At 46.1% G+C, this 26,908-nt stretch carries 26 protein-coding genes and 1 pseudogene; 18 read left to right on the forward strand and 9 right to left on the reverse strand.

Annotated features, from left to right (window positions below):
- Positions 1 to 139 precede the first annotated feature (139 nt).
- The gene (locus MHH93_RS14250) at positions 140 to 1,474 is read left to right on the forward strand and encodes an AbfB domain-containing protein (RefSeq protein ID WP_500054560.1); all 1,335 of its coding nucleotides are present in this window, start codon (positions 140 to 142) and stop codon (positions 1,472 to 1,474) included.
- A gap of 39 nt (positions 1,475 to 1,513) precedes the next feature.
- Complete coding sequence (locus MHH93_RS14255) at positions 1,514 to 3,358, forward strand: RICIN domain-containing protein (RefSeq protein ID WP_500054561.1); 1,845 nt, start codon at positions 1,514 to 1,516, stop codon at positions 3,356 to 3,358.
- A gap of 129 nt (positions 3,359 to 3,487) precedes the next feature.
- On the opposite strand, the gene solA is transcribed toward MHH93_RS14255, so the two are convergent.
- Positions 3,488 to 4,621: an N-methyl-L-tryptophan oxidase gene (gene solA / locus MHH93_RS14260; protein WP_500054718.1), complete on the reverse strand. Its 1,134-nt coding sequence runs from the start codon at positions 4,619 to 4,621 to the stop codon at positions 3,488 to 3,490.
- A gap of 131 nt (positions 4,622 to 4,752) precedes the next feature.
- Between solA and MHH93_RS14265 the strand changes: the two genes are divergently transcribed.
- From MHH93_RS14265 to MHH93_RS14290, 6 genes are all read left to right on the forward strand, one after another.
- Entirely contained in the window at positions 4,753 to 5,310 is a 558-nt protein-coding gene (locus MHH93_RS14265; RefSeq protein ID WP_500054562.1) for a GNAT family N-acetyltransferase, read from the forward strand.
- Between the two features lie 109 nt (positions 5,311 to 5,419).
- Positions 5,420 to 6,175 (forward strand): exodeoxyribonuclease III, encoded by a 756-nt coding sequence (locus tag MHH93_RS14270; protein WP_500054563.1) that lies wholly within the window; start codon positions 5,420 to 5,422, stop codon positions 6,173 to 6,175.
- A 232-nt stretch (positions 6,176 to 6,407) separates the two neighbouring features.
- Positions 6,408 to 7,391, forward strand: coding sequence for an alpha/beta hydrolase (locus tag MHH93_RS14275; protein WP_500054564.1), 984 nt, complete (start codon positions 6,408 to 6,410; stop codon positions 7,389 to 7,391).
- A 50-nt stretch (positions 7,392 to 7,441) separates the two neighbouring features.
- Positions 7,442 to 7,588 carry a hypothetical protein gene (locus MHH93_RS14280; protein ID WP_315937351.1) on the forward strand — a complete coding sequence of 49 codons (147 nt, stop codon included), beginning with the start codon at positions 7,442 to 7,444 and terminating at the stop codon, positions 7,586 to 7,588.
- A 33-nt stretch (positions 7,589 to 7,621) separates the two neighbouring features.
- Positions 7,622 to 8,203: a hypothetical protein gene (locus tag MHH93_RS14285; protein WP_500054565.1), complete on the forward strand. Its 582-nt coding sequence runs from the start codon at positions 7,622 to 7,624 to the stop codon at positions 8,201 to 8,203.
- Positions 8,204 to 8,372: 169 nt separating this feature from the next.
- Complete coding sequence (locus MHH93_RS14290; protein WP_500054566.1) at positions 8,373 to 9,350, forward strand: diaminopimelate dehydrogenase; 978 nt, start codon at positions 8,373 to 8,375, stop codon at positions 9,348 to 9,350.
- 81 nt (positions 9,351 to 9,431) lie between these two features.
- Here the strand turns inward: MHH93_RS14290 and MHH93_RS14295 are convergent, their stop codons facing one another.
- On the reverse strand, positions 9,432 to 10,286 hold the full coding sequence (locus MHH93_RS14295) for a pentapeptide repeat-containing protein (protein ID WP_500054567.1): 855 nt from the start codon (positions 10,284 to 10,286) through the stop codon (positions 9,432 to 9,434).
- A gap of 157 nt (positions 10,287 to 10,443) precedes the next feature.
- On the reverse strand, positions 10,444 to 11,829 hold the full coding sequence (gene gdhA, locus MHH93_RS14300; RefSeq protein ID WP_500054568.1) for an NADP-specific glutamate dehydrogenase: 1,386 nt from the start codon (positions 11,827 to 11,829) through the stop codon (positions 10,444 to 10,446).
- 389 nt (positions 11,830 to 12,218) lie between these two features.
- On the opposite strand from gdhA, the gene MHH93_RS14305 reads away from it, so the two are divergent.
- The 5 genes and pseudogenes from MHH93_RS14305 (at position 12,219) to MHH93_RS14325 (ending at position 15,787) form a co-directional block, all read left to right on the forward strand.
- A complete protein-coding gene (locus MHH93_RS14305) occupies positions 12,219 to 12,692 on the forward strand; it encodes a GreA/GreB family elongation factor (protein WP_500054569.1) in 474 nt (157 codons plus the stop codon).
- Positions 12,682 to 13,188 (forward strand): cation:proton antiporter regulatory subunit, encoded by a 507-nt coding sequence (locus MHH93_RS14310; RefSeq protein ID WP_440390438.1) that lies wholly within the window; start codon positions 12,682 to 12,684, stop codon positions 13,186 to 13,188. The genes MHH93_RS14305 and MHH93_RS14310 overlap by 11 nt, the downstream gene beginning before the upstream one ends.
- A gap of 3 nt (positions 13,189 to 13,191) precedes the next feature.
- Positions 13,192 to 14,397: a cation:proton antiporter gene (locus tag MHH93_RS14315; protein ID WP_500054570.1), complete on the forward strand. Its 1,206-nt coding sequence runs from the start codon at positions 13,192 to 13,194 to the stop codon at positions 14,395 to 14,397.
- A gap of 107 nt (positions 14,398 to 14,504) precedes the next feature.
- Positions 14,505 to 14,693: pseudogene (locus MHH93_RS14320) on the forward strand (hypothetical protein); the annotation flags it as partial.
- Between the two features lie 146 nt (positions 14,694 to 14,839).
- The gene (locus MHH93_RS14325) at positions 14,840 to 15,787 is read left to right on the forward strand and encodes an alpha/beta hydrolase (protein ID WP_500054571.1); all 948 of its coding nucleotides are present in this window, start codon (positions 14,840 to 14,842) and stop codon (positions 15,785 to 15,787) included.
- Between the two features lie 74 nt (positions 15,788 to 15,861).
- Here MHH93_RS14325 and MHH93_RS14330 read toward each other — a convergent pair whose 3' ends face one another.
- Positions 15,862 to 16,740 (reverse strand): PhzF family phenazine biosynthesis protein, encoded by an 879-nt coding sequence (locus MHH93_RS14330; protein WP_500054572.1) that lies wholly within the window; start codon positions 16,738 to 16,740, stop codon positions 15,862 to 15,864.
- A gap of 210 nt (positions 16,741 to 16,950) precedes the next feature.
- Here MHH93_RS14330 and MHH93_RS14335 point away from each other — a divergent pair, with 210 nt between their 5' ends.
- The gene (locus MHH93_RS14335; protein ID WP_500054573.1) at positions 16,951 to 17,877 is read left to right on the forward strand and encodes an NADP-dependent oxidoreductase; all 927 of its coding nucleotides are present in this window, start codon (positions 16,951 to 16,953) and stop codon (positions 17,875 to 17,877) included.
- Here the strand turns inward: MHH93_RS14335 and MHH93_RS14340 are convergent.
- Together MHH93_RS14340 and MHH93_RS14345 are read right to left on the reverse strand one after the other, a co-directional pair.
- Positions 17,861 to 18,496 (reverse strand): type 1 glutamine amidotransferase family protein, encoded by a 636-nt coding sequence (locus MHH93_RS14340; RefSeq protein WP_500054719.1) that lies wholly within the window; start codon positions 18,494 to 18,496, stop codon positions 17,861 to 17,863. The two genes, MHH93_RS14335 and MHH93_RS14340, sit on opposite strands and share 17 nt — an antisense overlap.
- A gap of 88 nt (positions 18,497 to 18,584) precedes the next feature.
- Complete coding sequence (locus tag MHH93_RS14345; protein WP_500054574.1) at positions 18,585 to 19,547, reverse strand: helix-turn-helix transcriptional regulator; 963 nt, start codon at positions 19,545 to 19,547, stop codon at positions 18,585 to 18,587.
- A 95-nt stretch (positions 19,548 to 19,642) separates the two neighbouring features.
- Between MHH93_RS14345 and MHH93_RS14350 the strand changes: the two genes are divergently transcribed.
- The gene (locus tag MHH93_RS14350; protein WP_500054575.1) at positions 19,643 to 20,380 is read left to right on the forward strand and encodes a cyclase family protein; all 738 of its coding nucleotides are present in this window, start codon (positions 19,643 to 19,645) and stop codon (positions 20,378 to 20,380) included.
- Between the two features lie 81 nt (positions 20,381 to 20,461).
- Here MHH93_RS14350 and MHH93_RS14355 read toward each other — a convergent pair whose 3' ends face one another.
- Positions 20,462 to 20,662 carry a hypothetical protein gene (locus tag MHH93_RS14355; protein ID WP_253439700.1) on the reverse strand — a complete coding sequence of 67 codons (201 nt, stop codon included), beginning with the start codon at positions 20,660 to 20,662 and terminating at the stop codon, positions 20,462 to 20,464.
- A gap of 181 nt (positions 20,663 to 20,843) precedes the next feature.
- On the opposite strand from MHH93_RS14355, the gene MHH93_RS14360 reads away from it, so the two are divergent.
- The 3 genes from MHH93_RS14360 (at position 20,844) to MHH93_RS14370 (ending at position 23,430) form a co-directional block, all read left to right on the forward strand.
- On the forward strand, positions 20,844 to 21,299 hold the full coding sequence (locus MHH93_RS14360; RefSeq protein ID WP_500054576.1) for a hypothetical protein: 456 nt from the start codon (positions 20,844 to 20,846) through the stop codon (positions 21,297 to 21,299).
- 495 nt (positions 21,300 to 21,794) lie between these two features.
- Entirely contained in the window at positions 21,795 to 22,796 is a 1,002-nt protein-coding gene (locus MHH93_RS14365; RefSeq protein WP_500054577.1) for an ROK family protein, read from the forward strand.
- On the forward strand, positions 22,786 to 23,430 hold the full coding sequence (locus tag MHH93_RS14370; RefSeq protein WP_500054578.1) for a sugar O-acetyltransferase: 645 nt from the start codon (positions 22,786 to 22,788) through the stop codon (positions 23,428 to 23,430). The genes MHH93_RS14365 and MHH93_RS14370 overlap by 11 nt, the downstream gene beginning before the upstream one ends.
- 55 nt (positions 23,431 to 23,485) lie before the next feature.
- Here the strand turns inward: MHH93_RS14370 and MHH93_RS14375 are convergent, their stop codons facing one another.
- Together MHH93_RS14375 and MHH93_RS14380 are read right to left on the reverse strand one after the other, a co-directional pair.
- Entirely contained in the window at positions 23,486 to 25,306 is a 1,821-nt protein-coding gene (locus tag MHH93_RS14375) for an ABC transporter substrate-binding protein (RefSeq protein WP_500054579.1), read from the reverse strand.
- A gap of 70 nt (positions 25,307 to 25,376) precedes the next feature.
- The gene (locus MHH93_RS14380) at positions 25,377 to 26,888 is read right to left on the reverse strand and encodes an ABC transporter permease (protein WP_500054580.1); all 1,512 of its coding nucleotides are present in this window, start codon (positions 26,886 to 26,888) and stop codon (positions 25,377 to 25,379) included.
- Positions 26,889 to 26,908: the final 20 nt, after the last annotated feature.

A 26,908-nucleotide genomic window follows, 5' to 3' on the forward strand; every position in this document is an offset into this window, starting at 1 on the left:
CGTTTACATAATTGGTGATTGTTCATCCATGATCTGTGAAGGGAGTGATGCTTCATGTAATTGGAATTGGAACAGGTAGCTGTAAGGTATGTTAAGTCTAGTTCATTTTCCATTCAATCAAGGATAAGGAGATGACCTGATGTTGACGAAGCGGAAAGACAGAGCAGGAGGATTCAGCGGTTTCAAAGCCGGAATGATTCTGCTGCTCGGAACATTACTTCTAGTAACAATGTTATTCCCCAATACAGCCAGAGCAGCAACAAGTGTCTATACGATATCAGCCTTTACGAACACAAGTGAGTCCAATATGTATATCTACGAATCGTACAATGCAACCCACTATGGTTTGCTGAAAGGGCCAGCCTATACACCTCCGTCCAATCTGATTCGCGATCCAAGCATCATGAAGCACACAGATGGTCTATATTACGTCGTCTACACCACCAATTGGTCGGGTAACACCATCGGCATCGCCTCCAGCCCGGATAAGGTAAACTGGACATTTGTTCGTAACATTACATTATCCACACCTGCCACAATCGCACACACCTGGGCACCGGAATGGTTCAAAGACAGCAATGGCAGTCTGAACGTTATCGTGTCCCTCTCCCCAGGCAACTATGAGAATTTCAAACCTTATGTCATTACCGCTTCAGGTAGCAACCTAGCATCTACCTCATGGTCTGCACCTACTGAACTGGCAGGCATTGCTCCCAATTATATCGACACTTTTATCGTAAAGACAGGCTCAACCTATCATGCTTTTACCAAGAACGAGACCACCAAATACATTGAATATGCGACATCCACTTCGTTAACGGGTCCTTATACCTTTAAAGGTACAGGAGATTGGGCAGGTTGGGGATCTTGGGTAGAAGGCCCGGCGCTAGTTCAGCTGGATAATGGTTCATGGCGAATCTACTTTGATGGCTATGCAACACAAAAATATTACTACAGCGACTCTGCTGACAACTTCCAGACTTGGGGTGCCAAGCAAGAGATTGCGGGTCTTACCGGACTCGTCCGGCATATGACCGTATTGAAAGAGACTGGGCAACCGGGTGATATCCGCAAGCTGGAGTCATTCAACGTGCCGGGCAGCTTCATTCGTCATTACAACTATCAGGCACGAATCGACGCCAATGTGAGTCCAACGGAAGATGCACAATTCCGTATCGTTCCCGGGCTGGCGAATGCAACAGGCATTTCATTTGAGTCCATGAATTATCCGGGTTATTTCCTGCGCAATAATAATGGCAACATTACACTCGTGAAAAATGATGGCAGTGCTACGTTCCGAAATGACGCGACATTCAAACGTGTCAATGGACTTGCTAACGCCAGTTGGACATCGTATGCCTCGTTTAATAACCCGAACCTGTATCTGAGACATTACAATAATGTACTGAAGCTGGAAGCTGTCGTTACTGCACTCGATAAGTCAGACGCGACCTTCCGAGAGGTTGCACAATAATGGGTGTTTTTTTCTAAAAAATCACAAGGAGTGAAGCGGATGAAGTGGTTAAAACGAATGAGCTCACTACTGCTGGCAGGAAGTCTGCTAACAGGCAGTCTGGGTCTGGGCACAGAGGCATCTGCTGCAGGAGCATATACGGCTGTTGCCGATCCATCGAAGCAATATCAGACGATGGAAGGATGGGGGACATCCCTCGCGTGGTGGGGCAAAGTGGTTGGAGAATATTCCAATCGGGATGAGTATGTGGAGAAAATGTTCAACGCAAATACCGGACTGGGGCTAAACATCCTACGGTACAACATTGGAGGCGGTGATAATCCGTCATCTAATGTCCTTGAATATCGCAAAGCCGTTCCTGGTTACCAACCTTCTCCCGGCGTGTATGACTGGAATGCAGATGCAAACCAACGATATATGCTGCAAGCTGCCAAAGCGCAAGGCGTGAATATCATCGAAGCTTTTGCGAATTCCGCACCTTACTGGATGACGATCAGTGGCAATGTGTCCGGTTCGGCAACTGGTGGGAACAACCTCAAGCCCGATTACTACGATGATTTTGCGGATTACTTAACCGAGGTTGTGAAGCATTTTCGGGATAACTGGGGGATCACATTTGATAGTGTAACTCCACTGAATGAACCGATCTCGACATGGTGGAAGCAGGGCAATGACCAGGAGGGCATGCACTTTGACCGGGCTGATCAGAACACCATTCTGAGTCAGGTACAAGCTTCGTTGAATGCGAAGGGCTTGTCCACGAAGTTGAGCGCACCGGAAGAATACAGTATCGATGATACGAATGTGTCATTCAACAGCTACAGCAGTGCGGTGAAATCAGCGATTACCCAGATCAACACCCATACGTATGGCGGAAGCAATCGTACGGCTTTGCGCAATACAGCGACGTCTGCGGGCAAACATCTGTGGACCTCGGAATATGGCGATGGAGATGCAAGTGGACTTACGATGTCACGGACTATCCTCAAGGATATTCGCAATATGGGCGCAAGTGGATGGGTGTATTGGCAAGCCGTGGATAGTGCAGAAGGATGGGGATTCTTCAAGAACGTGTTGAACAATACGCAGACGTCCAGTTACACCGTGAACCAAAAATACTATGTCATGGGCAATTACAGCAAATTTATTCGTCCTGGATACAAGATTATCGGCATGAGTGATGCCAATACCCTTGCAGCCTATGATGCAGCTTCGGGCAAAGTTGTATTGGTCACAACCAATTCGGAATCAACGGATACTACAGTGACCTATGATCTCAGTCGTTTTACAAACACAGGCACGTCTGCTCAAGTCTATCGGACTTCTTCAACGGAGAAGTTGCAGCAACTAACGAATATATCGGTGCAAAACAAAACCTTTACCGCTACGGCCAAGGCTAACTCGGTTACAACTTACGTCATTTCCGGAGCATCTTATAATGGTGGTACAGGGTATGAAGCCGGCGCCATCTACAAATTAATCAACCGTAACAGTGGACTTGCACTTGATGTTAACGGTGCTTCTTCCACGGGTGGGGCAACGATCATTCAGTGGAATGATAATGGAGCAGCCAACCAGCAATGGAGGCTGGAGTCAGCTGGTAACGGATATTACAATATCCGTAATGTAGGCAGCGGGCTCTTGTTAGACGTGAATTCGAGTTCCACACAAGGCGGAGCCGCTCTGATTCAGTGGCAGGCTAACGGGGGCAACAATCAGCAATGGCTGCCCATTGATGTGGGAGGATATGTGGTACTTGCGAATCGTAACAGCGGCCTGACGGTGGATATCAATCAAGGGTCTCTGACCGCTGGTGCCTCTACCATTCAGTGGGCCGACAATGGTGGAGCCAATCAGCAATGGAGCCTCGTCAAAGTGAATTAGTGTAAGTGGGCATGAATTAACGTTTTTACGTGTTCTACTTTCTTGGAGGAGCAATGTTCTAAACAACACTGCACCCTCCAAGAAAGTAGCTATTTTATACATACATATGTTCATCAACCTGGCTTGTATTTAACGAAAACGGGATAGGGCGAACCTGCTGATATCCTGATCTGTGTGTCCCTTTTGCACCAAGTCGGATAATATTTGCCCAATAGCACTTGCGAACTTGAAGCCATGACCGGAGAAACCGCCTGCGAGCCATACACGTTCATGGGCAGGATGACGGTCGATAATAAAATCTTCATCCGAAGTGAATTCATACTTGCACACACTACCCCGTTTCAATGCTCCAGCAGCCTGAGGCATATGAAGTTCGAGCAGCCTACGCAGATCACCCTCGTCCGTTTCTTCCGTACCAAAAGCAGCCATCGTACTTCCTGGTGTCCACACCTGACCCGTATCATGACGGCCCATCTTCAGACCTGATCCTCCCATGCTTGGAAATCCATAATATGTACCTTCTTTTCCTGCCAGTGTAAAACCCGGGAAGTGTGCCTCGCCATACAAGGCTTCGGGTGCATCAAACCACCCAACCGTTTTACGTACAGCCTGAATCGGAAGATCCACGAAAGGTTGTAACGTCTGAAACCAGGCACCAGCGCTCAGGATAATTTGATTCGCATAGTATGTCTCGCCACCTGAAGTCTGAACTGTGACGGCATGTGGTCCGTATTCGATATGCTCCACACGAGTGTGCGTTAGCAAGGTAGCACCATGAGCTTCGGCTGCCTTGCGAAAGGCACGAATACAGGGTTCACTATACAGATAACCTGCATCAGGCTCATACATGCCCTCGTAATGTTCAGGTACGGTAATCCCTGGCCAGCGCTTCATCACCTCGGCTGCGTGCAATGTTTCATACCGAATTCCTGCATCATCTGCATGGCTCAATCGATTGCGGAAGGAATGAATCTCCGGATCGACCACATTCAATACACCAGAAGGAACAAACAGTTGATTGCCAGTCGTTTCCTCCAGCTCATGCCATAACTTCTGCGAAAGCAATGCCATAGCGATATAGTCAGGCCCACCACTATACACATGGCGCATCAGTCTGGTATCTCCGTGATGGCTACCTTCCGTATGCGGAGGGTCGAAGGCATCCATTAGTAAAACTTTGCATCCACTGCGCGATAGATAATAACCTGCACTCATGCCCATGGAGCCGGCTCCTACGATAATAACGTCATATGATTGTGTAATAATAGCACGTCCTCTCCTATGTATCCTTTTCTACAGTAATACCTTAATAGAACATATTAATAGTAAAAGCTTGATGAAGGCAAGTGTAGTAAAATGGACTTCTACAATGAATGTTGCAAAGGAGACCAAGCATGAGTGAACAATTTAGGTTTGATCTATTTCCATTAATTCAGACAGAACGATTCATCCTTCGGTCGGCAGAGGCTGGGGACAGCCATGATCTGCTCGCATTATATTCCGATGAAGCTGTGGTTCAATATATGCCATTCACTCCCTTTGAATCCGTGGAGGATGCACAGGGGGAGATGAACTGGTATACGAAGATTTTCAAGGAACATACGGGTTTACGCTGGATGATTGAAGATCGTGAAACTCGTAAAGTGATCGGAACCTGTGGGTTCCTGAACTATGAAGATGTACATAATCGTGCAGAGATTGGATACGACTTGTGTTCCTCTTTCTGGGGCCGGGGTGTTATGACTGAAGTGGCCTGTGCTGTGTTACATTTTGGATTCACAAGCATGCAGCTCAACAAGATCGAAGCAAAGGTTGAACCGGAGAATGAGGCGTCGATTCACCTCTTACACAAGCTTGGTTTTCAGAAGGAAGGTTTGCTTCGGCAGCATGAGTTCGAGAAAGGCAGATATATTGACCTTGCGGTGTTCTCCAAGTTACGAAGCGAAATATAGGCAAGTTAGCCCATAAGGATTCCAATGACACCATCTCATTCCAGAGCCGTAAGGCTTGTCCCTCTGAATGAGCCCATGCTATATTGGAGAGATGTGAGGAGATGAGGATATGAAGCTGGTGTCCTGGAATGTGAATGGTTTAAGGGCATGTGTGACCAAAGGATTCATGGATTATTATCAGGAGAGTCAGGCGGATATTTTCTGCCTTCAGGAGACCAAATTGCAAGCCGGACAGATCGAGATGGACCTGGGGGAAGACGTTTATCAATATTGGAATTATGCGATCAAAAAAGGTTATTCCGGTACGGCTGTATTTAGCCGCATCAAGCCGATATCCGTTCGTTACGGGATGGAGGAGGACAGCGAGCCGGAAGGCCGGATGATTACACTGGAGTACGATGAGTTTTATCTGGTGAACGTCTATACACCTAACGCGAAGCGGGATTTGACCCGGTTGCCTTACCGGCTGGAGTGGGAGGACCGATTCCGGGGATATATCCTGCAACTGGAGCAGACCAAGCCGGTTATCGTCTGTGGTGACTTGAATGTGGCTCATCAGGAGATTGACCTGAAGAATCCGAAGCCCAATCTGGGCAATTCCGGCTTTACCCTTGAAGAGCGCGGCAAGATGAGTGATTTGCTTGCATCCGGGTATGTGGACAGCTTCCGCCATCTGTACCCGGATCGTACGGATGTGTATAGTTGGTGGTCTTATATGCCGAAAGTGAGAGAACGGAACGTGGGCTGGCGCATTGATTATTTTCTCGTATCCAATCAATTGGCCCCGAAGGTAGCAGATGCACATATCGACTGCCATGTGATGGGCAGTGATCATTGCCCCGTGGGTCTTACATTGCAACTATAGGTAAGAATTAGCGTGAGATGGATAAGGTATGAATTTTAGAATACAGGGTTAGATGAACTGCAAGTTTCCTAGATGGGAGATTTGCAGTTTTTTTGGCGTTACGGGTAGGGGATTGAAACTGGACTTTGGTTGGGGAAAGGACTGGACTCCGGATTGTTTCAATCCTGCTATTTCTTGGGTACGATTGAAGCATACATATATAGATGAACCTTTGGGATAAGGGGTAGTGAAGATGAAGAAGGGGTTACGGAGAGGGTTAAAGGTGCTGGGAGGCATCATGCTTGCCACAGGACTTTTGCTGATTGCAGGTACAGCGTATGAAGCGTATCAATCCACGCAGGATATGAAGTCCTATCCCCCGCCAGGCAAATATTATGAAGTGAGTGGTCGCAACATGCATCTCTACGCCGCTGGCAGAGGAGAGGTAACCGTGGTGTTTGCCTCAGGTTGGGGTACACCTAATCCGTATGTGGATTTCAGCCCGCTATATGACAAGTTGAAGTCACAGGTGAAAATTGCGGTATACGACCGGTTCGGGTATGGATACAGCGACTATACGGATGAACCTCGTGATGTCGATTCCATCTCGGAAGAGGTTCACCAATTGCTGCGAACCTCCGGTCAACGTCCACCTTACATCATGGTTGGTCACTCCCTGGGTGCGTTGGAGACATTGCGGTTTGCACAAAGGTATCCTGATGAAGTGGCTGGCATGGTCCTGATCGATGGCGGAAGCCCGGAGTATTATAGTCGTACGGATCTGAATACGCCCGAATGGATGATGGATTGGTCCCGCTTTCTGGTGAAAACAGGCATTGCACGAACATTGCTGCAATCGGATCACATGATGGGGTCTCTGGTCATTGATCCCAAACTGGTAACGGAACCGATGAAAAAGGCAGTCACGATATCCACGCTTAGACATGCGTACAATGACAATGTCATGGAAGAGGTTCGGAATTCCAGAACCAATGCAGCGTGTGTGCTTGAGAACAAAACAAAGTTCGATTTTCCCCTGACCATCCTGACAGCAGGTTCTGAGGCGTCGGATGAGGACAGTCAGGCATGGCAGGCTGATCAAGCCGATTTTGCTTCATGGTCAACACAAGGAACACAGCTGACGGTTCCACACGCGAAACACAGTATCCACAGAAGTCAGCCGGATATTGTTGCTGCCGAAATCATGAAATTAGTGACAACGTCGAGTGACCTATGAGTAACATGATTCCACAAACACATGAAGAACAGGATGAGGAGGAGGGCTGGATGAAAAAGTTTAAAGTGATCACCCGATTCCTGTCCATTCTCGTAGCCAGTTGTCTGTTGTCTTTAAGTGTATTATCTGTATCTGTGATATGGGTCAAGAATAACGTACATGCGGTGCCTGTGATCCAATCATTTGAGCGTGATTAGCACATGAAAAATGAAAAAGAAGGAGTGGTATGGATGGTGAAAAAAAAGAATTATGTATTGGCCTGTGCGGTATTGGCGATGATGGTGGCCTTGAGTGCTTGCAGCAGCGCAGCAGATGAACCGACAGGTGACGCAGAGAAGGTGGACACCGAGGTTTCCTCCGGAACTGGTGAACAAGCGACCAATGAAGGAGTGAGCGAAGCAACAACAAGTGGAGTGACAGAGACGGAGGGTACAACTGAGCCAGCCGAATCGGATTCAGATAGCGGTGAGGAGGTCACTGCTGGAACGAATGAATTGCCAGGGAATTTGCCAAGTGACTTCCCCCTGCCGGAAGATGTAACCATTCGTTTGGCCAATTCCGGTGAGGATGAAGGCAAGCAATCCGCCATGGTGATTTTCACCACGGAACAAGATATGAAGACCGTATCCAAGCTGTATAAAGATTACTTCGATGCCAAAAAGTTGACGGATGCAGGTCAGACGATTGATGACAAAAATATTATTATTCAGGGAACTGACCCGGAAACGCAGGATGTCTGGTCTTTAATTGGAGGGGCATTAGCGTCACAGGAAGGCGTTATTGAACTGACATTAACCTGGTCAGAATCATAAGCAAATATAACGAATGAACGCCAAAATACCTTGCATACGGAGCCGCATTATTGCTGCACCGCTGCAAGGTATTTTATTTCGAACTGGAAACCTGACAGGTTACATGGTATGTTATATCATTATAATAGAGTAATAGACAACTATAGAAGAAGACAGGAGAGGATTGAACATGATTAGAGTGGGTATTGTTGGTTACGGTAACTTGGGTAAAGGTGTAGAGAAAGCCATTTCACAGAACGAGGATCTGGAACTGATCGCTGTGTTTACACGTCGTAATCCGGAGCAGATGGTGGCTGAAAGCACAGAAGTTCGTTTTGAGCATATCTCTGCAGCGGAGCAATACATAGGCAAGATCGATGTTATGATCCTCTGTGGTGGCTCGGCAACGGACCTTCCGGAGCAGACACCGGCCATCGCCAAGTTGTTCAATACGGTAGACAGCTTCGATACTCATGCGAAGATTCCTGAATTCTACAAGGAAGTAAATGCAGCAGCAGAGCAAGGCGGTCATGTAAGTGTCATTTCCACAGGTTGGGACCCAGGTCTGTTCTCCATGAACCGTCTGCTTGCACAGTCCATCCTGCCAGAAGGAAAAGAGTATACGTTCTGGGGCAAAGGCGTGAGCCAAGGTCACTCGGATGCTATTCGTCGTGTTCCGGGTGTTAAGGCAGGTGTACAGTATACTGTACCTGTGGAAGAGGTTATCAACCGCATTCGTTCAGGCGAGACACCAGAGCTGTCTACACGTGAGAAACATCTGCGTCAATGTTATGTGGTAGCTGAAGATGGGGCTAATCAGGATGAGATCCGTGAGACAATTGTGTCGATGCCTAACTACTTTGCAGATTACGATACAACGGTAACGTTCATTAGCGAAGAAGAATTGAAATCCGAGCATGAAGGTATGCCACATGGTGGATTTGTGATTCGTAGTGGAGTTACAGGTGCCGGTCAAAAGCAAATTATTGAATTCGGTCTGAAACTCGACAGCAATCCTGAATTTACAGCGAGCGTACTTGTGGCGTATGCGAGAGCCGCACAACGTTTGAGCGTGGAAGGACATAAGGGAGCGAAAACGGTATTTGATATTCCGCTCGGTCACCTGTCCCCGAAATCGGCTGAAGATCTTCGCCGTGACTTGTTATAATTCTGATTCTTTCCTGTAATTCGTTTCAATAACAAACAGCTCGTCCCTGGATATACAGGACGAGCTGTTTTTTTGTTTTTGCTACACCCAGTGTGAGGGAATGCTGAGATGATCAGGTAACTTGGTATTCACATTACCTTTGGCTGCATTAATCTGCGATTGCGTGAGGAAAATGCCACCTCTCAGGTCTGCACCGCCCAGATCCGTATCGCGCAAGTCTGCACCAATCCAATCGGCATTTCGCATATCTGCATTTTGGAGGTTGGCTGCGATCATTAAAGCTCCTCGGAAGCTCGCGCCCCGCAGGTCAGCCCCTTTTAAGTTGGCACCAAAAAAGTCACTTCCGGTACGTTTTTTACTCTTCTTCGACTTCCCTTGTCCATGAGCAGTGGGTGGCACATTCGCACGTACCATCTCACTTGCCTGAATCAAGAGTTGATTCACAGTGGACCGATAATCAGAGATGTCCAGACGGAGAAGTGCCGCAGGCTCCAGATTGCTCAAGCGCTCGATCTCCTGGTACAACTCACCGAATGCCGAGTGAAGGGATGACGTCTCCGGTCTCATCATCATTTCCTTCATATAACTGAGCAACTCGTGAAGTTGTCGCAAGGCAGGCAGACAATCGAACATCTCCTTAGCAGATTCTGGATGATCTCGCCAATCCTTGCCCGCGTAGGTCACTTGAGACAGCTTCTGTCCAGCTCCAAAACAGTCGTACACTGTACAGCCTTTGAACCCTTTCTGCCGAAGCTGGGTATGAATGCCGCAGCGATTGTCCGTGCGCAGATTGGGACAGGGTGTGCCGCTGTCCTTGTCAAAAGCAAAGTCAGATGACTTGCCATAGGGCAAGGCAACACAGCATAGGCCAAAACATTGCTCGCAGTCTGCGCTCAGATGAGGACTCGCAGTACTGGCAAATGGTTGGTTAGACAATGTAAACACTTCCTTATACGAATACAAATCAATGGAATTACGTCTGTACCACTTTACCATTGCCCTGCGATTAGAGCAATTAAAGGCAATGAAAAAAAGGGCGATTCCCCAAATAAGATGGGAACGCCCTTTCATCGTGGGGAATCACATATTCAAATTAAACGACACCTTGAGCAATCATGGAATCGGCTACCTTGAGGAAACCGGCGATATTTGCTCCGGCGACGAGGTTACCTTCACAGCCATATTCTTCGGCAGCTTCGACACAGCTGTTGTAAATATTCTTCATGATGTCATGCAGTTTGGCGTCTACTTCTTCAAATGACCAGGACAACCGCATGCTGTTCTGTGACATTTCAAGAGCAGACACGGCTACACCGCCAGCATTAGCCGCTTTGGCTGGTCCAAACAGTACGCCAGCGCCGTGGAAGATGTCGATGGCAGCGAGGGTGGAAGGCATATTTGCGCCTTCGCCAATGGCTTTCACGCCACCTTTGACCAGAAGGGCCGCAGCTTCTTCATCGATCTCATTTTGCGTCGCACACGGAAGAGCGATATCACAAGGAATAGACCAGATGCCTTCGCAGCCTTCGGTATATGTAGCATGCGGATGTTCCTTGATGTATTCGCTGATGCGAAGACGATCAACCTCTTTCAGACGTTTCACGGTATCCAGGTTGATGCCTTGTGGATCATGGATGTAGCCGCCTGAGTCACTACATGCCACGACTTTGGCTCCAAGCTCCTGGGCCTTCTGAATAGCATAGATGGATACATTACCTGAGCCAGAGACAACGACAGTACTGTCTTGGAAGCTGAGATCTTTGGATTGCAGCATCTCCTTCACGAAGTACACACAGCCAAAGCCAGTGGCTTCCTTGCGTGCCAAGCTTCCTCCGTACAGCAGACCTTTACCTGTCAATACGCCTGCTTCATGTCCGCCATGGATACGTTTGTATTGACCGAACATGTAACCGATTTCCCTAGCGCCTACACCAATATCACCTGCCGGTACATCGGTATCCGAGCCGATATATTTGTATAACTCTGTCATGAAGCTTTGCGTGAAACGCATGACTTCCAGATCCGATTTTCCTTTGGGATCGAAATCAGAACCGCCTTTACCACCACCGATAGGCAGACCAGTCAAAGCATTTTTAAAGATCTGTTCGAAGCCGAGGAACTTAATAATGCCCGAGTATACAGAAGGGTGGAAGCGAAGTCCGCCTTTGTAAGGGCCAATGGCACTGTTGAATTGCACCCGGAATCCACGGTTAACCTGAACTTTGCCCTGATCATCTACCCACGGGACACGGAATGTGATTACACGTTCTGGCTCGACCAGCTGTTCCAGCAGACTATGGTTCCTGTATTTAGGGTGTGCTTCAATAACAGGAATAAGGGAATCCAAAATTTCTTTGACAGCTTGATGGAACTCGTCTTCATGCGGATTTCTGGCGACAACCGACTCATAGACGGAATGAACATATTCTGCGGCAGTAACTTGAACGGACTCTGTAGTTTCTTTTGTTATCGTGGACACTTTTTCGATGCACTCCTTTATTGTGTTAAAGTCTGTAGATGCTTATTTGTATAAATTGCATAAAAGTTTGTAGTTAAATATACATTAAAGCAAATAAAAATACGAGATAGAAATCCATAAAATGTTTTTTATGCCGTAATTAAAATGTTCTATGGATCTATCATCTAATGTAAAGAATTAGATTATTAAATGTATAATAAAACCAAATTAATTAACATTAACAGCAAGTTAGCTGAATACACTGGATTAATATTTTTCTTTTGGTAAGATGGTAAGAAGGTCTCGTATCTCGGGGCCTTTTAACAATTAGAAGGAGGACAACAAGATGATGAAGAGAAACATGCCTATTAATATGGAGAACAAGGCTTGTATAGGGGGTGAAATCTACTATGAACCATAGGACTTCCCGCCATAATTGCAGAGAGAAGCTGGTCAGCCAGCTATTTACATTCGGTGAAGAGAAAAGAACATTTCTCGACGCCTATTTCGACGTGCGTGATCCGGAAAGGATACAATTGGAAAAACAACTGTCAGCGTACACGGAGTATGTGGAAAAACTGCTCCTGGGCCCTGATGAAGATCTGGACTCGGCTGTATTGATTGGCAGTCATATTGATTTTGAATATATCGATTTTCATACGTCAGATTCGTTCATGATTGTGATGCCAGAAGATACGGATCCCGATGAGGGGCGGATTTCCTTCCTCTCTCCAGTAGGCAGTCAATTATTGCTTGGCAGTAAAGGGGAAGTCAGGTCTGTTCATACACCATCAGGATCCATGCGAATACGTATCACGGGGATTGAGCTCAGGAGCGAAACCTTGAACGAGTCGGCCTTAGGGGGTGCAGATCATGCACTTTAAAGAGACGGACTTACCAGGGATTGGACGTAAATACTGGCTGCATACCCGAAGTGGTGAACATTTGGTCATTGTGATTCATAACGACGAGCGACGTGACCTGTTCCATATGGAGGCAGGGGATACGCCTGAAGAGATGGGTGATATGGTATCTCTTGTCACCCTGGACGATGATGAAGCCCGGGCGGTAGCCGCCATCGTTGGTGGTATGACCTACAAGCCGAAGTTTCAGGATGAGCGTGAAGTCATGCTTGAAGGGTTGTTAATCGAATGGTTGCGAATTGAACCTCACGCAGCGAGCGTAGGCATGACGATTGGTGAACTAGATATCCGTCAGGCTACGGGCGCTGTTATTCTCGCTGTTGTGACCAAGGATAAGGAGAAGCATTTTAATCCAGGTCCGGATTATGCTTTTACCGCTGGAGCTACGATTGTGGTTGCCGGTGAACGGAATCAGATCAAACAACTCAAACAATTATTGACTGATGGACGGACTTAGCCTATGGATATGCTCATATTTGAAGTGGGAATTGCCGTTGCGCTGATTACACTTACTGGGCTGATATCTTCACGATTACGTTTTTCGGTCATTCCTTTCTATATCCTGATTGGTATGGCTGTTGGACCACATGCACCACAGATTGGCATAGTGGATTTACGTTTTATCGAAAGTTCGACCTTTATTGAATTTATGGGCAGGCTTGGAATTTTGTTTTTGCTATTTTACCTGGGTCTGGAGTTCTCGGTCTCCCGTCTATTAAAGTCTGGTAAAGCCATTCTGACTGGAGGCATGTTCTATGTAGGGCTTAATTTTGTCTCTGGATTACTGTTGGGGTGGTTCATGAATCTGCCCCTTCAGGAGACACTGGTTGTCTGCGGGATCATGACCAGCTCTTCTACAGCCATTGTAGCTAAAGTGCTCGTTGATCTGAAACGGACGGCAAACCCGGAGACAGAGATTATCATGGGCATGATCATGTTTGATGACTTGTTCATCGCGATTCATATCTCCATCCTGACCGGGCTTGTGCTCAGCGGGGCAACATCATTCTTAAGTGTACTGCTGGTATCACTGTCCGCCCTGCTGTTTATTGTGCTGTTCCTGATTATTGGGAGGAAAAGCATCAAATATATTGATAAGGCACTGAATATCAAGTCATCAGAGTTGTTCCTGCTTACCGTCATGACACTGCTTTTCCTGGTGGCAGGTTTCTCGGAGACACTGCATGTAGCCGAGGCGATCGGGGCTTTGATGATGGGACTGGTGCTGGGCGAGTCAAGGCACGTCAGTCGGATTGAGCATCAGATCATGCCGTTCAAAGATTTTTTTGGTGCGATTTTCTTCTTCAGCTTTGGCCTGACCATTGAGCCATCGTCACTTGGCGGAGCTGTGGGCATGACGATTATTGCCGTTATTCTGACGATCGCCAGTAACTATGGTGCAGGTATGATTGCTGGCAGATTGGCTGGAATGAGTCCAAAGGCCTCGTTGAATGTGGGCTTTACCTTGGTATCCCGGGGCGAATTCTCCATTATCATGGCGAACATCGGCAAGGCCGGTGGACTCATGGCATCCATTCAATCGTTTGCCGTATTATATGTATTGATCTTGGCTGTGCTGGGGCCTATCCTGACCAAAGAATCTCCGCGGATCTACGCACAGTATGAGCGACTAAGGAAGCGGGTGAAACGAAGGGAGACAGGATGAGGTGGTACAGCTGTGATGGGATATCCAGGGAATCCTGACTGATATTTAATAAGCGTCACACCATTTGGAGAGCGACAACACTCCACGGTGTGGCGCTTTTATTTATTATGGGAAACCGATCCAACGGCTTTTGTTACGATGTCCATTTCACCCATTTAAGATTTCAACGGTATAAATGGGCCTGTACAACGATATTGCTCAGTCTCGTATTATTTGCTCTACCTGCATCTGCCGCATGGAACGATACATATCATGGTTACGCCACTTATACGGGTTCGGGTTACTCGGGAGGTGCATATAGCGTACCGGGCAATGTCCAGTTTCCGGATTGACAGATATACGAAGGTGTTATAAAAAGAAGTATGTTCATTGACGTATTCTTAACGAAAAGTCGTACATTGTACGGCTTTTTTGGGTACATGAAAAGAGGAGAAGCAACCGCATGAAAAAAAGTTTGCCTTCATATCAGACAACACATCCCTATTGGAAACAGTATCAAGCCTTTTTCCCGGAAGAAGTGAGGCTAGGGGAGTATACAGCTCCTGAGGAAGAATGGTGGGAGTCAAATGGGGTTCATCTGCATATCGATCGTTTACCTGCGCCGGAGTCTTCAATCAAAATTCTGTTCATTCATGGTGCGGGAGGCAATGGCAGGTTGCTCGCTCCGTATGCCCGCATGTTGCAGCGACATGGATACGAGGTGGTATCGCCAGATCTTCCGCCGTATGGGTTAAGTTACGCAATGTCTGGTACACGTATTAACTACGAACTTTGGATAGAGCTACTTGTGTCACTCATCGAACGGGAACACAAAAAAGACGGCAAGCCAATCGTTGTATTGGGAAGTAGCATCGGAGGGATGCTTGCCTATCATACCAGTGCACGCAGCAAGCGGATTAAGGGTTTGATCGCAACTACATTTGTAGACACGAGTAATTCGGAAATGCGTGACCAGCTTGCGCCGAATCGTCTGGTGAGCCGGGCGGGAAAACGTATGATGGATATGTTCCCTGGTCTGCTGGATCATGTACGTATTTCGGTCAAACAGGTATCCCGAATGCAACTAATTACTAATAACAAGGACTTAACCCGGCTTATTATGGATGATCCACAAGCGGCAGCTACACGTATTCCGTTGGAATTATTAAGAACATTTCTTAATAAAAAACCGGAGGTAAGCCCGGAACGGTTCAACCAGTGTCCGGTTCTGTTGGTTCACCCTGAACTGGACCCCATGACACCGATCAGGTTCAGCCAATCTTTTTTTGATCGTCTGGTGGTGGACAAGGAATGTGTGATCTTGGAAGGGGCAGGCCATTTTCCTATAGAGCAGCCAGGACTGAACCAGTTGGAGGTAGCGGTACTACGATTTTTACAACAAATTAAATGATGACCACAGGCCAGGCTACTACACTGCTTCGCATAAGATATTTTACATATCCTCAGTACGTAAAACACCTCCCACTAAGGGAGGTGTATTTTGATGTTTTCGATATGAACTGCGCTACCGCCAACCTGAATCTGTGTGATTTCATTAGAGCTATCCAGCGTTAATCGGGCTCGGATTTCGGAGGGGCGGTTCATGGTATACCCTTGTCTGATCTTGTACGTGTGATGATGAGGATCTGTGAGTTGGTTGTACTGGGATAAATAACAGAGCATGGCACCATTGGAGGTGCCCGTCGCGCTCTCTTCCGGTATATCGTACAGTGGTGCAAAATTACGGCATTCTGCCAGAACGTCCATAACATCTGATTCAAGGGTAAACACGTGATAACCTATGGCATGATGAGCCTTGCTTATTTCCGTGATACGCTGGAGGTCAGGATCGATTTTGGTCAGAACATCAACATCTTTAACGACTATCATGATATCGGGCAGGCCGGTAGATACAATCTGTACAGGAAGTTCGGCATGCAAATCCTCCGTAGAAATACGTAACGAATCGGCAATCTGCTGTCGATCCATGATCTCCCCAAACTCTGGCAACGTCTGAGACAGATAGACTTCTCCATTGACTTCGATAACGACTTTAAGAATTCCAGCCAGTGTCTCCAGTGTATATGTACCAACATCAACGAGATGTTGTGTCTTCATTAGATAAAATAAAGCAATCGTGGCATGCCCGCAGAGATTGACTTCATCACTTGGAGTGAAGAAACGCACTTTGAAATCAGCCTGATCCGATGGCATAACAAACGCAGTCTCTGAAAATCCGACTTGTCTGGCAACCTCCTGCATCTGGGATTCAGATAGATGCGCCGCCTGTAAAACAACACCAGCGGGGTTTCCGCCAAGAGCCTTGTCCGAAAATGCATGTAATGTACTTACTTCAACTTCCATATCGTTACCTCACTTGTTCAAGTATTGGATTAGGTATTGGATTAAGGTTTAACATAATCGATACTCGACATTATATCACGATTGTTGAAAGGGGTAGTGAATTTCAGGTTGTTATGGATTTTTGAATGAATAGGTCAAGTGAGCACGGGGAAAGGGTAATGAAGGGAGAGAGAGCATAACGATAATCCAATAGAAAGGCTGGGATCTCTAATGAAAGCAATTGTGATTGAGGAATTTGGTGGACCGGAACAACTGAAGGAACAAGAAGTAGCCAAGCCAGCATGTGGAGTCAATCAAGTGCTAATCCGAACGCATGCCACGTCAGTCAACCCGGTGGATTTTAAGATTAGACAAGGCTATATGAAAGAAGCAGCGGATAATTTTCCGTTGATTCTGGGCGGAGATGTTGCGGGTACTGTGGCTGAAGTAGGCTCGAATGTCACGCGGTTCAGAGAAGGTGATCGCGTATTTGCGCGTCCGCGTCAATTCGGAACCTATGCAGAATACGTTGCCGTTGATGCAGATATTATTGCCCGTATCCCGGAGAGCTTGAGCTTCGAGGAAGCAGCTGCGATCCCGCTGGCTGCGATGACGGCCTGGCAGGCCCTTGTGGATCATGGACGTTTAGCCAAAGGGCAGAAGGTGCTCATCCATGCTGGTGCAGGTGGTGTGGGAACGTATGCAATTCAGATTGCCAAGTCCCTCGGCGCTGAAGTGGCTTCTACAGCGAGTGATTCAAACGAATCGTTACTTCGCTCGTTGGGTGTGGATCATTTTATCAACTATAAAAAAGAAGATTTCTCGGAGATTCTCTCCGATTATGATGTTGTACTGGACACCATGGGTGGTGATATTCAGCGCGACAGCTTCAAGGTGTTGAAGTCCGGCGGACATCTGGTATCCTTGGTGGAACAACCGGATGAGAAGCTTGCCAAGGAAGCTGGAGTAACGGCCAATGTGTTCATGATGGAGCCCAAAGGGGATCAACTGGATCAATTGGCTGAACTGGCTGCGGAAGGCAAGCTCAAATCGATTATTGATGGAACCTACCCGTTAACTGAGCAGGGAGTAAGGGAAGCACACGAGAAAAGTGAATCCCATCATACACGCGGGAAACTCGTTATTCAGGTGCAATAGAGTTCATTAACTCGTAGAAGTATGTTGACTCTTGAGTCTGATACAGTTTGTACCACGCCTGTAATGTTTCTGGTGCAAAGACATCCAGCTTGTTCAGTACATGCATCGTAAATTCTAACGGAGCTATTCCAGAGGCAGTGACCACATTTCCATCGGTTACTGCTGGCTCCGTTTGATAATAAGTTTCTCCGGTATATTCTGGGCATATCATCTTCAGATATTCTAAATCATTGCTTGTATGCTGCCTGGTGTCCAGTAACCCCGTCTTTGCAAGTCCAACAGTGGCACCACAAATGGCCGCAATAACTGTACCTTTTTCTATAGCGTCAGTAACTTTACTCAATAGAGCATCGTGGATGTTGTCCATCCAGGTGTTTCCTCCCGGAAGAATGATGACATCTGTACTGTTCAATGTACATTCATCAATAGAAATATGAGGAAGGATATTCAATCCGCCCATGGTAGTTACCGGATGTTTATCTACGGCTACGGTCACGACCTGTATTGGCGCGATATCTTTCTTAAAATATCTTCCCGAGTTCAGTTCAGCAGTTAAATACCCTACCTCCCAGTCTGACATCGTATCGAATACATATAGATATACGTTCTTTGTTTGCATCATACACACTCCTTTTGTTATTCATAATTGAATGGAATACTCTCGTATTATAAAAAAACTTCACTGACATCTACTGTCAGTGAAGTTTTTATCCTTGATAATAGTCAATGAGGTCATATAGAACTTCAACCAGTTTGTGCTTCAAACTGACGGGTTCCAGGACTTGAACAGATCTGCCATAAGGCAAAAGTAAGCTCGGAACGTACTTATGCATTTTTTCTTGATCTATTAAAAATACAGCACGCTCAGGAGTCCGTTCCTGGAGATGGTGTCTCATATACCAATGCCGACATAGGCCATCCAGCGTGCTTGATTTACCCGTAAGAACTAGAGGAATAAAAGTTTGCGGATCATCTGCTTCTGGAAGCAGGGTATTCCTGAAAAATGTACTTGCCGAAAAAAGCGGCGGGCGCTTGAATGTTAATTCTGTTTGGTTCACATGATTGATGCGATCCACTCTAAAACTGCGAATTTCATTCCGAAACTGACAAAAAGCTATAACATACCAGTTATGATTCCAATAGATCATCCCATAGGGGTCCACGGTTCTACGCTTGGACTGCGCTTCAAGATTTGTTTGGTAATCCATCTCTACTGAAAATTCGTTAAGTATGCTTTGCTCCAAGGTTCTCAATATGGGCTCTTTCGTTGGTTTTCCAGGGGAACCTACAACTTCAACGCCTTCGAAATGTTGCTTGAGCATGTTCTCCTGTTCTGGATTGGAGTACATCATAAGTTTTGCAGTTGCGCTATTCAAGGGTTCTTCTAAAAAATACCCAGCTTCTTTTGCGAAGACAGCGGCATGAAGTAATGTCGTTGTCTCCTCCACATCTAGAAGAAGGGGACTCTTAATAAATTGATTTAACAGAGTATACCCGCCATGATGACCTGTGTCAGATATTATGGGTACACCACTGGCACAAAGTGCATCAATATAACGGTAAACCGTTCGTATATTGATTTCTAATTTTTCAGATAGTTCTTGTGCCGTAATTTTTCTGCCTGAATTCAGCATCCATAGAATGGCTAACATATTATCCAGTTTAGACATGAGTTTCACCCCAAAGATTACTTTATTATTTATTTTGTGGCGGAATAAGATATAATAGGAGAAATTTATTCCAATCTGTGCATGAGGTGATATGGATGTCCAACGAACTCATTCAAGCCATTCAATTATTGAAAGAAAAGAAGTGGGTGGATCTGACCCATACATTTGGACCGGATTCTCCACATTTTTCAGCTTTTGAAGAAGCACAATTCGATACGCTGTTTGATCACGATCAAGGTTTTTTTGCTCAGAGCTTCAAGTTTCCCGGTCAATATGGAACACATCTTGATGCCCCGATTCACTTCGTTCGGGATACCCGGTATCTGGATGAGCTAGGTTTGAAGGAGCTAGTGCTCCCGCTTGTCGTCATTGACCAGTCAGCCGAAGTCGTGAACAATCCGGATTTCACACTGGATGTGGAACATATTCTTGACTTTGAAAGAGAACATGGTGTGATTGAAGCAGGTAGCTTCGTGGCCTTGCGTACGGATTGGAGCAAGCGTTGGCCCAGCCATGAAGCATTTGATAACAAAGATGATGAGGGCAACAGTCATGCACCCGGCTGGTCGGTTAGTGCACTTACATTTTTATTTGAGGAACGAAAAATACAAGCCATTGGGCATGAAACCTTTGACACGGATTCAGCCATAGATTATCAGAAGAATGGGGCACTCTTGGCAGAATATTATGTACTTGCTCAGGATACATATCAAGTCGAGCTGCTAACGAATCTGGATCAGGTACCGGCTAAAGGCGCGGTGATCTTCAACATTGTTCCTAAAGCGGAGAAAGCATCCGGCTTTCCCGTTCGTTCCTTTGCCATTCTGCCGTGAATAAGTCTGACACGAACGAAGTCCAAATAATTATAATATGTAAATAGCAAGGGAGGCGTATTCCGCCTCCTTTTTATGTTGTTACTTTTGATCCGAGTGAGGATCTTGATTAAATCTTTGAGAGATTTTCTTCTCTGTTTTCTTACGACGAATCCAGCGCTTGAGTACACCTTCTTCTTTGCGTTCTTGCAGTGTTTCCTTCAAACCTTGAATCATGAATTCAGATCTTCGTCTGTCATCCCGACTAATCTCGCGTAATTCTTTAATAAATTTGTCGTCCATATCTGCCTCTCGCTTATTCAGGATAATTCTATTATACCGAACGTACGTTCTTTTATCAAGTTTTACCATAATGAATGATTTTCGAGACCAATATAGTGAAAAGAAGCACAGGAACAATGCACGGCATGTGTGAGAATGGTACTACAGGGGTTGAGAAACGAGAGGAAGAAAGGAGCAATTCATGATGAAGCAGAGTGAAGGCAGATCGTGGTTACTCATTTTGATGCATGGAATTCTGGGAATTGGGGCGATCGTTGGAGGAAGTATTTTAATCATCGACCCCACTGGAAGTATGGTGAATTTGCCTGAATCTTTGTTGCTGAATTCTCCGTTTTCCAGTTTTTTGTTTCCGGGAATCATCCTATTGCTGGTTCTTGGTGTGATGCCTATAATGATTGCTATTGCACTCATCCGCTACACTCCTTGGGCGCCGGGTGAGAGGTTGAATCTCTATCCTGACCGCTACTGGGCTTGGACTTTTTCCTTATACACGGGGTTTGCCCTCATCATCTGGATTATGGCGCAGGTGTATTGGATTCAGGATGTCTCTATCATTCACTTGGTCTATTTTGCATGGGGAGTGGGTATTCAAGTTGTGACTTTATTACCTTCTGTACAGCGAACATATTCGAAATAAACTGCTTGTATATGGAACAAACGGCTGTCGAAAGAATCGTTGAATGATTCTTTCAGCGGCTATTTGTTATGGGCATCGAGCGGAAACGTGTTGTTGTAGTTGACAAAGAACGGATCTCCTCGCATACTTACGTAATATACTTTATAAAGTCTATTTATTAAAAGGGCATAAGCATATGTATGAGTATCGCAAAGTCATAAATTTGCAGGAAACAGGGAGGTGTGAATGGATGGTATACGTTATTATGGCAATTATAATTTGGGCTGGTACCTATGCAAGTATGGTCTTGTCAAAACAGCCAATTGAAGTGAAGCCTGTGAAATCGATGGATGATTTGTTTGAGTGAACAGATCTGCTCTTCCGATTCTGATCTATTGCCAGGACGATGGAACTCGTGGGTTCGAGTAAGGTATTGCGTTATGCTATGATATGGAGTGAAATGACATCCATACCATTGCTTTGGCTCCATTGAACCAGAGTAGAAACGAGAGGGTTATGAAAAAAGCCAATGCTACAATGATGAAATACATCAATTTGAATAATGTGCGTGAAGTCATGCAGCAGATTGAGACGGCGACCAAACCGCAATTAGCTTCACGCACCAATCTTAGTGTGGTTACCATTAATGCGCTGATTCAGGAATTATGTGACGGCGGAGAATTGTTCCAGGACAAAGTGGTTCCCTCTAACGGCGGTCGTCCTGCTCAGGCATATCGATATAATTATAACTTCAAGCTTGCTTTGGTTCTCTACATCAAAGAGTTGAAGGGGCAAGAGTTGATCTCGGCAACGGTCATAAACCTGGAAAATAAGGTTGTGTTGAAGGAAGAGAATATCTTGCCTGCTTTTGATAAACAGCATGTGCTGCAACTTATCGCGCGTTTCGTTGCGGAGTATCCCAGCATTGATATGATCGGCATCGGTATTCCGGGACAAGCCGTGGATGGGGATATCACGGTGAGCAGTCATGATGAGCTGATCCATTCCCATCTGATACGGGAGATCGAGAGCGAGTTCCAACTGAACGTTCTCGTGGAGAATGATGTGAATGCAGCGATTAGCGGGTACTGTACACAGCATGCAGATATTAAGGAACAGAGTGTAGCAGGCATTTATTTTCCGAACCGATATCCGCCGGGTATGGGCATGATGTTGAATGGACAGATGATCCGCGGGAAAAACGGGATGTTTGGTGAAATTAAGTATCTTCCTTATTCACCAGATTGGAAACGTGACTTGAGCAAAGATGACTTTGTAGTGCAGGTATGTCATATTCTGCAAACGATCAATGCCGTTGTTGCCCCGCACCAGATTGTCATTTATCAGGAACGTGTGGAGAGAGAAGAACTGGATTTGGCGTGGAAACAGTACGGGGAGCAGCATCCCATGCCGTCATTGCCCGAGATCGTACATCAGGACTCATTTCAACATGATTTTGATGCTGGGTTAAGGGGAATGGTTCTTAAGGCGTTGAAGAGGAGGATTCATGATGCGTGAAGAAGAGAGAATCAGTAAGGGCATCTTGTTCAGTCCAAGTGATCCGGGATTAAAGACCATCAAAAGGCGGGCCCATAATCTCAGTCAGCGTTACAGTCAGACCTTTGAAGAACAGACTGAGGAAAGGAATGAGATATTGCAACAGCTACTGGGGCAGATCGGTGAAGGTGGATTTATACAAGGCCCCATCTTCTTTCATTATGGTGTGCATACCCGGATAGGCGATTATTTCTTCGGTAATTACAATCTGACGATACAAGATGATGCACAAGTGACGATCGGAGACTATACCAGTTTTGGTCCCAACGTTACGATTGTTACCCCCATTCATCCCATGATTGCCAGCGAGCGGAGACAGATGGTGGATCAGAAGGGTGATGTGAAGTCGTTGTGTTATGCCAAACCGGTCACGATTGGGAACGATGTATGGATCTCGGCGAACGTCACCGTGTGCGGGGGAGTTACCATTGGAGATGGATGTGTCATTGGAGCAGGAAGTGTTGTGACTCGTGATATTCCACCACATTCATTTGCCGCAGGCGTTCCGTGTAAGGTGATTCGCAAAATTACAGAAGCAGACAGCATGCGCAATTACCCGGATGTTCTGGCAGATTGCCGTGTGCTGGAAGAATAAAAAGGCTGTCACCAGGATCGGTAGATGATCCAGTGACAGCCTTTTTGCTATACGTTTACTTGGAGGCGTTATAGTTACTCAAGAATTCTTTTACTTTTGCAGGATCAGCTTTCAATTCATTCCCGGTCTGAACGAGCGGGCTTACTGTGGAGTATGCTTTGAGTTTGTTGTTCTTGTAGAAGCTCAAAATTTCATCCTGATTAATGGAGTACAGTACGGCTTTTCTCAGGTCACTGCTCTTGGCAACATCACGATTGGCCGTGTTAAACAAGAGATAAGAAACGGCGTTGCTTGGAATGCTTTGCAGTGTCAGCTTGCTGTCATTTTCGATGATGTCATACTTGGTTTCAGGCACACCGTAGTATAAGTGAACTTCACTGCTGCGAAGAGCAGAGAGGGCGCTGTCTGCATCCGCGATGAACCGGACATTGACCTGAGCGATTTTCGGAGCATATTCAGTACCTTTGCGGTATCCCGGATTTTGCAAGAATACAGCTTCATAGTCATTTTTATAAGACAAAATATAAGGTCCGCTAGTATAAAGGGTGTTATTGTATGCTGCGCCTTCAGTCACCGTATTCTGATCACCGTAGGGGATATCTTTGTTGACGTCAAAGGAAGCCACATCATAGGTGTTGATGCTCTCCACCTGTTTTTTGGATACAATCCCGGCAGATTGGTGAGCCAGGTAGTTCAGTACTTGTGGGAATGGTTCCGTTGTTGTCAATTTAACGACCTGATATTTACCTGCACTATTATCTGCTTTGGTTTTGTCAGTCACGAGTTCTGTAATTTTGCTGCCAAGTCCTTGTTCCAATGCTTCAAGGATTGTACCATTACCGCTGGATTGTTTAATGGATTGCAATGCATTCAGATCCGTTACAACCTCAGCGTCTTTGATGTGTTCATGCAGACTGTATGTCCGGTGATCCGGAACAGAATCTTTGTTTTTAGCACGATCCAGGGAGAAGATCACATCATCTGCACCCACACGTTCGCCTGTATCTACCGCTTTTTTGTTATCAATCTTCGCAAAGTTGATATCGTCTCTGAGAATAAAGTAGTAGTCTGAATTACCTTCAGCAATGCTGAAATTATGAGACAGTGATCCTTCTGCTGTTAGCTGATCATCATCTGTCAAGTTAACGAGACGTACATACATATTGGTGTTCAACTGGTTGATGGAACCGTCGTTTCCTTTGATTGGATCAAGGGAAGTCAGTACGGATGCGCTTTGTGTCAGAATCAACGGATCTTTGGCATTTTTGGAGCTGTCTTTGAACTCAATCGGTTCCCAAGCCATCGCGCGGGATTTGGAGAGACGCACGGTGTCGACATTCAGAATGTCTTTGTTCACAGCCTGACTTTTCAGGGAAATGTACAAAGGCGCGATGTACGCCTGATCGGTTACCAAACGATCTTCCAATTGTTTGTATGTATCTTTGTATTCATCTGGAGTTTGAGTAGCTGCCTGATCGATGAGCTTATCAAGTTCCCCATCTGCAAGGATACTGTAATCTCCACCTGTTTTGAAAAGGGAACGCACCGCATAATCGGGATTCCCCGTTACCGTTGTCCAGCTGGACAAGGCAATGTCATAATTTCCTGCATCCTGCTGGGATTTGAAGCTGCCGTAATCCGGCTGAAGGTTCAACTTCACATTGAAGCCGTTTTTGGTCAGCTGGTCGCGTACAATGTTTACATCATTTTCGGAGGAACTCATGGCGAGCAGTTCAATGTCAGCCGGTTTTTGTGCAGTTTCAGTTGTGTCCGCTGGTGCGGTCTCCGCCTGGGATTCGGTTTTCGTTTTTACACTGCAGCCGGAAATCACAATAACGAGAATTAATAGCAATGAGATCAGTGTCCGTTTTTTCATGGGATTACCCTCCATATCTAGAATGTGTGATGTGTGAATTTTTATATATTTTCTTCATTCAACCAATCATTTAGGCCTTCTCCAGTTTGGGATCAAGCGCATCACGCAGACCGTCTCCGAGGAAGTTAAACGAAAGAACCAGCAAAATAATAGCCAAGCCTGGATAAATGGCCAGATAAGAGTGAGTCTCCAGGTATGTGCTGCCCAGCTTCAGAATGTTACCCCATTCCGGAATATGCGGCTCCACGCCGAGTCCCAGATAACTCAGACTGCTGGTAGCAATAACAGCTCCGCCAATCGTGAGTGTGGACTTGATAATCATGGGCGCAAGGGAGTTGGGAATAATGTGTTTGAATATAATCGTACGATTGTTGTACCCCAGTGCACGCGCAGCTTCCACAAATTCAAAAGTAGATACATAGAGTACACTGGCTCTCATCGTACGGGCGTACGTTGGAATGGAACCCAGACTAAGCGCCAGAATAAGATTGACGGTGTTGGCTCCGAACGCTGCAATAATCGCAATGGCGAGCAGAATTCCCGGAATCGCATAGAGAATATCAAGCAGACGCATGATGATATTATCCGTATGCCTGCCGTAGAAGCCGGAGAGCGCTCCGAGGACTCCACCGATCAACACAGGAATGATCGTCGACATGCAACCTACAATCAAGGAGATCCGTGCACCGAATACAATCCGGGAAAATAAACATCGTCCGAAGTCATCCGTTCCCAACGGATACGCCAGGGAAGGGGATTGAAGCAGAGCGGAATAGTTATTTTCCACAGCCATGCTGTAGTCAAAGGTAAAGAAACTGCAGATGGATATCGAGAACAGAAAAATGATAAAAAACAAACCGGACATGGCCGTCATATTCGGAGCAAGGCGCTCCCACAGATCATTCCAGAAGTTTGATTTTTGTTTCCCCTGTCTGCGAATGCGTCCAATGATGGAAATACCGAGCAATAGTGCAAATACATTACCTGTGATCGAGGTCAGCATCAACACTACACTGACACCGATCATCCAGCGAGGAAGGATCGAGGTTGCGTTATATCGGGATACGATAATCAGCACAACCAAGTCGATGACCAGAATAAAGATCAGCACCGCCATGGCTGGCAGAAAGTTGTCAGCCACATAAGGTTTGAAGATATTTAACGCGGATACACCGATCACGAACAGCTGGGTTAACAGCATGTATACCGCAAAGGTATACTCCACGTTTCTGGATTTTCGAATCAGATGAAAGGCTGCCGTTACGATAAATATATTGCCTGAAATGATAGCAAGCAGCTGAACCCAGGCAAGCCTGCGAGTCAGAGCAGAGACGGTACCCGTACGGATCAAGTCTTTTCGAATCCGAAACGTGATGACAGTTTGCACGAGTGTGAAAAATAAGTAGATCCCAAGGATCGTTAGCAGAAATGGTTTAAACTTCTGCCCGCTCCAGTCGTAACTGTTGAACAGCAACAATGCAGTCAAGAGAAGGGACGTGACCCAGGCGAAGCTCGCCTGACTGTATTCGCGAGAAGACTTAAGCCGGAAACGCATTTCTTGTGTTAAAGACGAGTTTGTCATAGTACACCTGCTTTAAGAGG

The sequence above is a fragment of the Priestia sp. FSL H7-0729 genome (genome assembly GCF_038005685.1).
In the GTDB taxonomy this organism is placed as follows: Bacteria; Bacillota; Bacilli; order Paenibacillales; family Paenibacillaceae; genus Paenibacillus.

Coding starts and splice junctions, on each gene's coding strand:
- MHH93_RS14250 (WP_500054560.1), top strand. CDS start 140: ATGTTGACGAAGCGGAAAGACAGAGCAGGAGGATTCAGCGGTTTCAAA.
- MHH93_RS14255 (WP_500054561.1), top strand. CDS start 1,514: ATGAAGTGGTTAAAACGAATGAGCTCACTACTGCTGGCAGGAAGTCTG.
- MHH93_RS14265 (WP_500054562.1), top strand. CDS start 4,753: ATGAGTGAACAATTTAGGTTTGATCTATTTCCATTAATTCAGACAGAA.
- MHH93_RS14270 (WP_500054563.1), top strand. CDS start 5,420: ATGAAGCTGGTGTCCTGGAATGTGAATGGTTTAAGGGCATGTGTGACC.
- MHH93_RS14275 (WP_500054564.1), top strand. CDS start 6,408: ATGAAGAAGGGGTTACGGAGAGGGTTAAAGGTGCTGGGAGGCATCATG.
- MHH93_RS14280 (WP_315937351.1), top strand. CDS start 7,442: ATGAAAAAGTTTAAAGTGATCACCCGATTCCTGTCCATTCTCGTAGCC.
- MHH93_RS14285 (WP_500054565.1), top strand. CDS start 7,622: ATGGTGAAAAAAAAGAATTATGTATTGGCCTGTGCGGTATTGGCGATG.
- MHH93_RS14290 (WP_500054566.1), top strand. CDS start 8,373: ATGATTAGAGTGGGTATTGTTGGTTACGGTAACTTGGGTAAAGGTGTA.
- MHH93_RS14305 (WP_500054569.1), top strand. CDS start 12,219: ATGAACCATAGGACTTCCCGCCATAATTGCAGAGAGAAGCTGGTCAGC.
- MHH93_RS14310 (WP_440390438.1), top strand. CDS start 12,682: ATGCACTTTAAAGAGACGGACTTACCAGGGATTGGACGTAAATACTGG.
- MHH93_RS14315 (WP_500054570.1), top strand. CDS start 13,192: ATGGATATGCTCATATTTGAAGTGGGAATTGCCGTTGCGCTGATTACA.
- MHH93_RS14325 (WP_500054571.1), top strand. CDS start 14,840: ATGAAAAAAAGTTTGCCTTCATATCAGACAACACATCCCTATTGGAAA.
- MHH93_RS14330 (WP_500054572.1), bottom strand. CDS start 16,740: ATGGAAGTTGAAGTAAGTACATTACATGCATTTTCGGACAAGGCTCTT.
- MHH93_RS14335 (WP_500054573.1), top strand. CDS start 16,951: ATGAAAGCAATTGTGATTGAGGAATTTGGTGGACCGGAACAACTGAAG.
- MHH93_RS14340 (WP_500054719.1), bottom strand. CDS start 18,496: ATGCAAACAAAGAACGTATATCTATATGTATTCGATACGATGTCAGAC.
- MHH93_RS14345 (WP_500054574.1), bottom strand. CDS start 19,547: ATGTCTAAACTGGATAATATGTTAGCCATTCTATGGATGCTGAATTCA.
- MHH93_RS14350 (WP_500054575.1), top strand. CDS start 19,643: ATGTCCAACGAACTCATTCAAGCCATTCAATTATTGAAAGAAAAGAAG.
- MHH93_RS14355 (WP_253439700.1), bottom strand. CDS start 20,662: ATGGACGACAAATTTATTAAAGAATTACGCGAGATTAGTCGGGATGAC.
- MHH93_RS14360 (WP_500054576.1), top strand. CDS start 20,844: ATGATGAAGCAGAGTGAAGGCAGATCGTGGTTACTCATTTTGATGCAT.
- MHH93_RS14365 (WP_500054577.1), top strand. CDS start 21,795: ATGAAAAAAGCCAATGCTACAATGATGAAATACATCAATTTGAATAAT.
- MHH93_RS14370 (WP_500054578.1), top strand. CDS start 22,786: ATGATGCGTGAAGAAGAGAGAATCAGTAAGGGCATCTTGTTCAGTCCA.
- MHH93_RS14375 (WP_500054579.1), bottom strand. CDS start 25,306: ATGAAAAAACGGACACTGATCTCATTGCTATTAATTCTCGTTATTGTG.
- MHH93_RS14380 (WP_500054580.1), bottom strand. CDS start 26,888: ATGACAAACTCGTCTTTAACACAAGAAATGCGTTTCCGGCTTAAGTCT.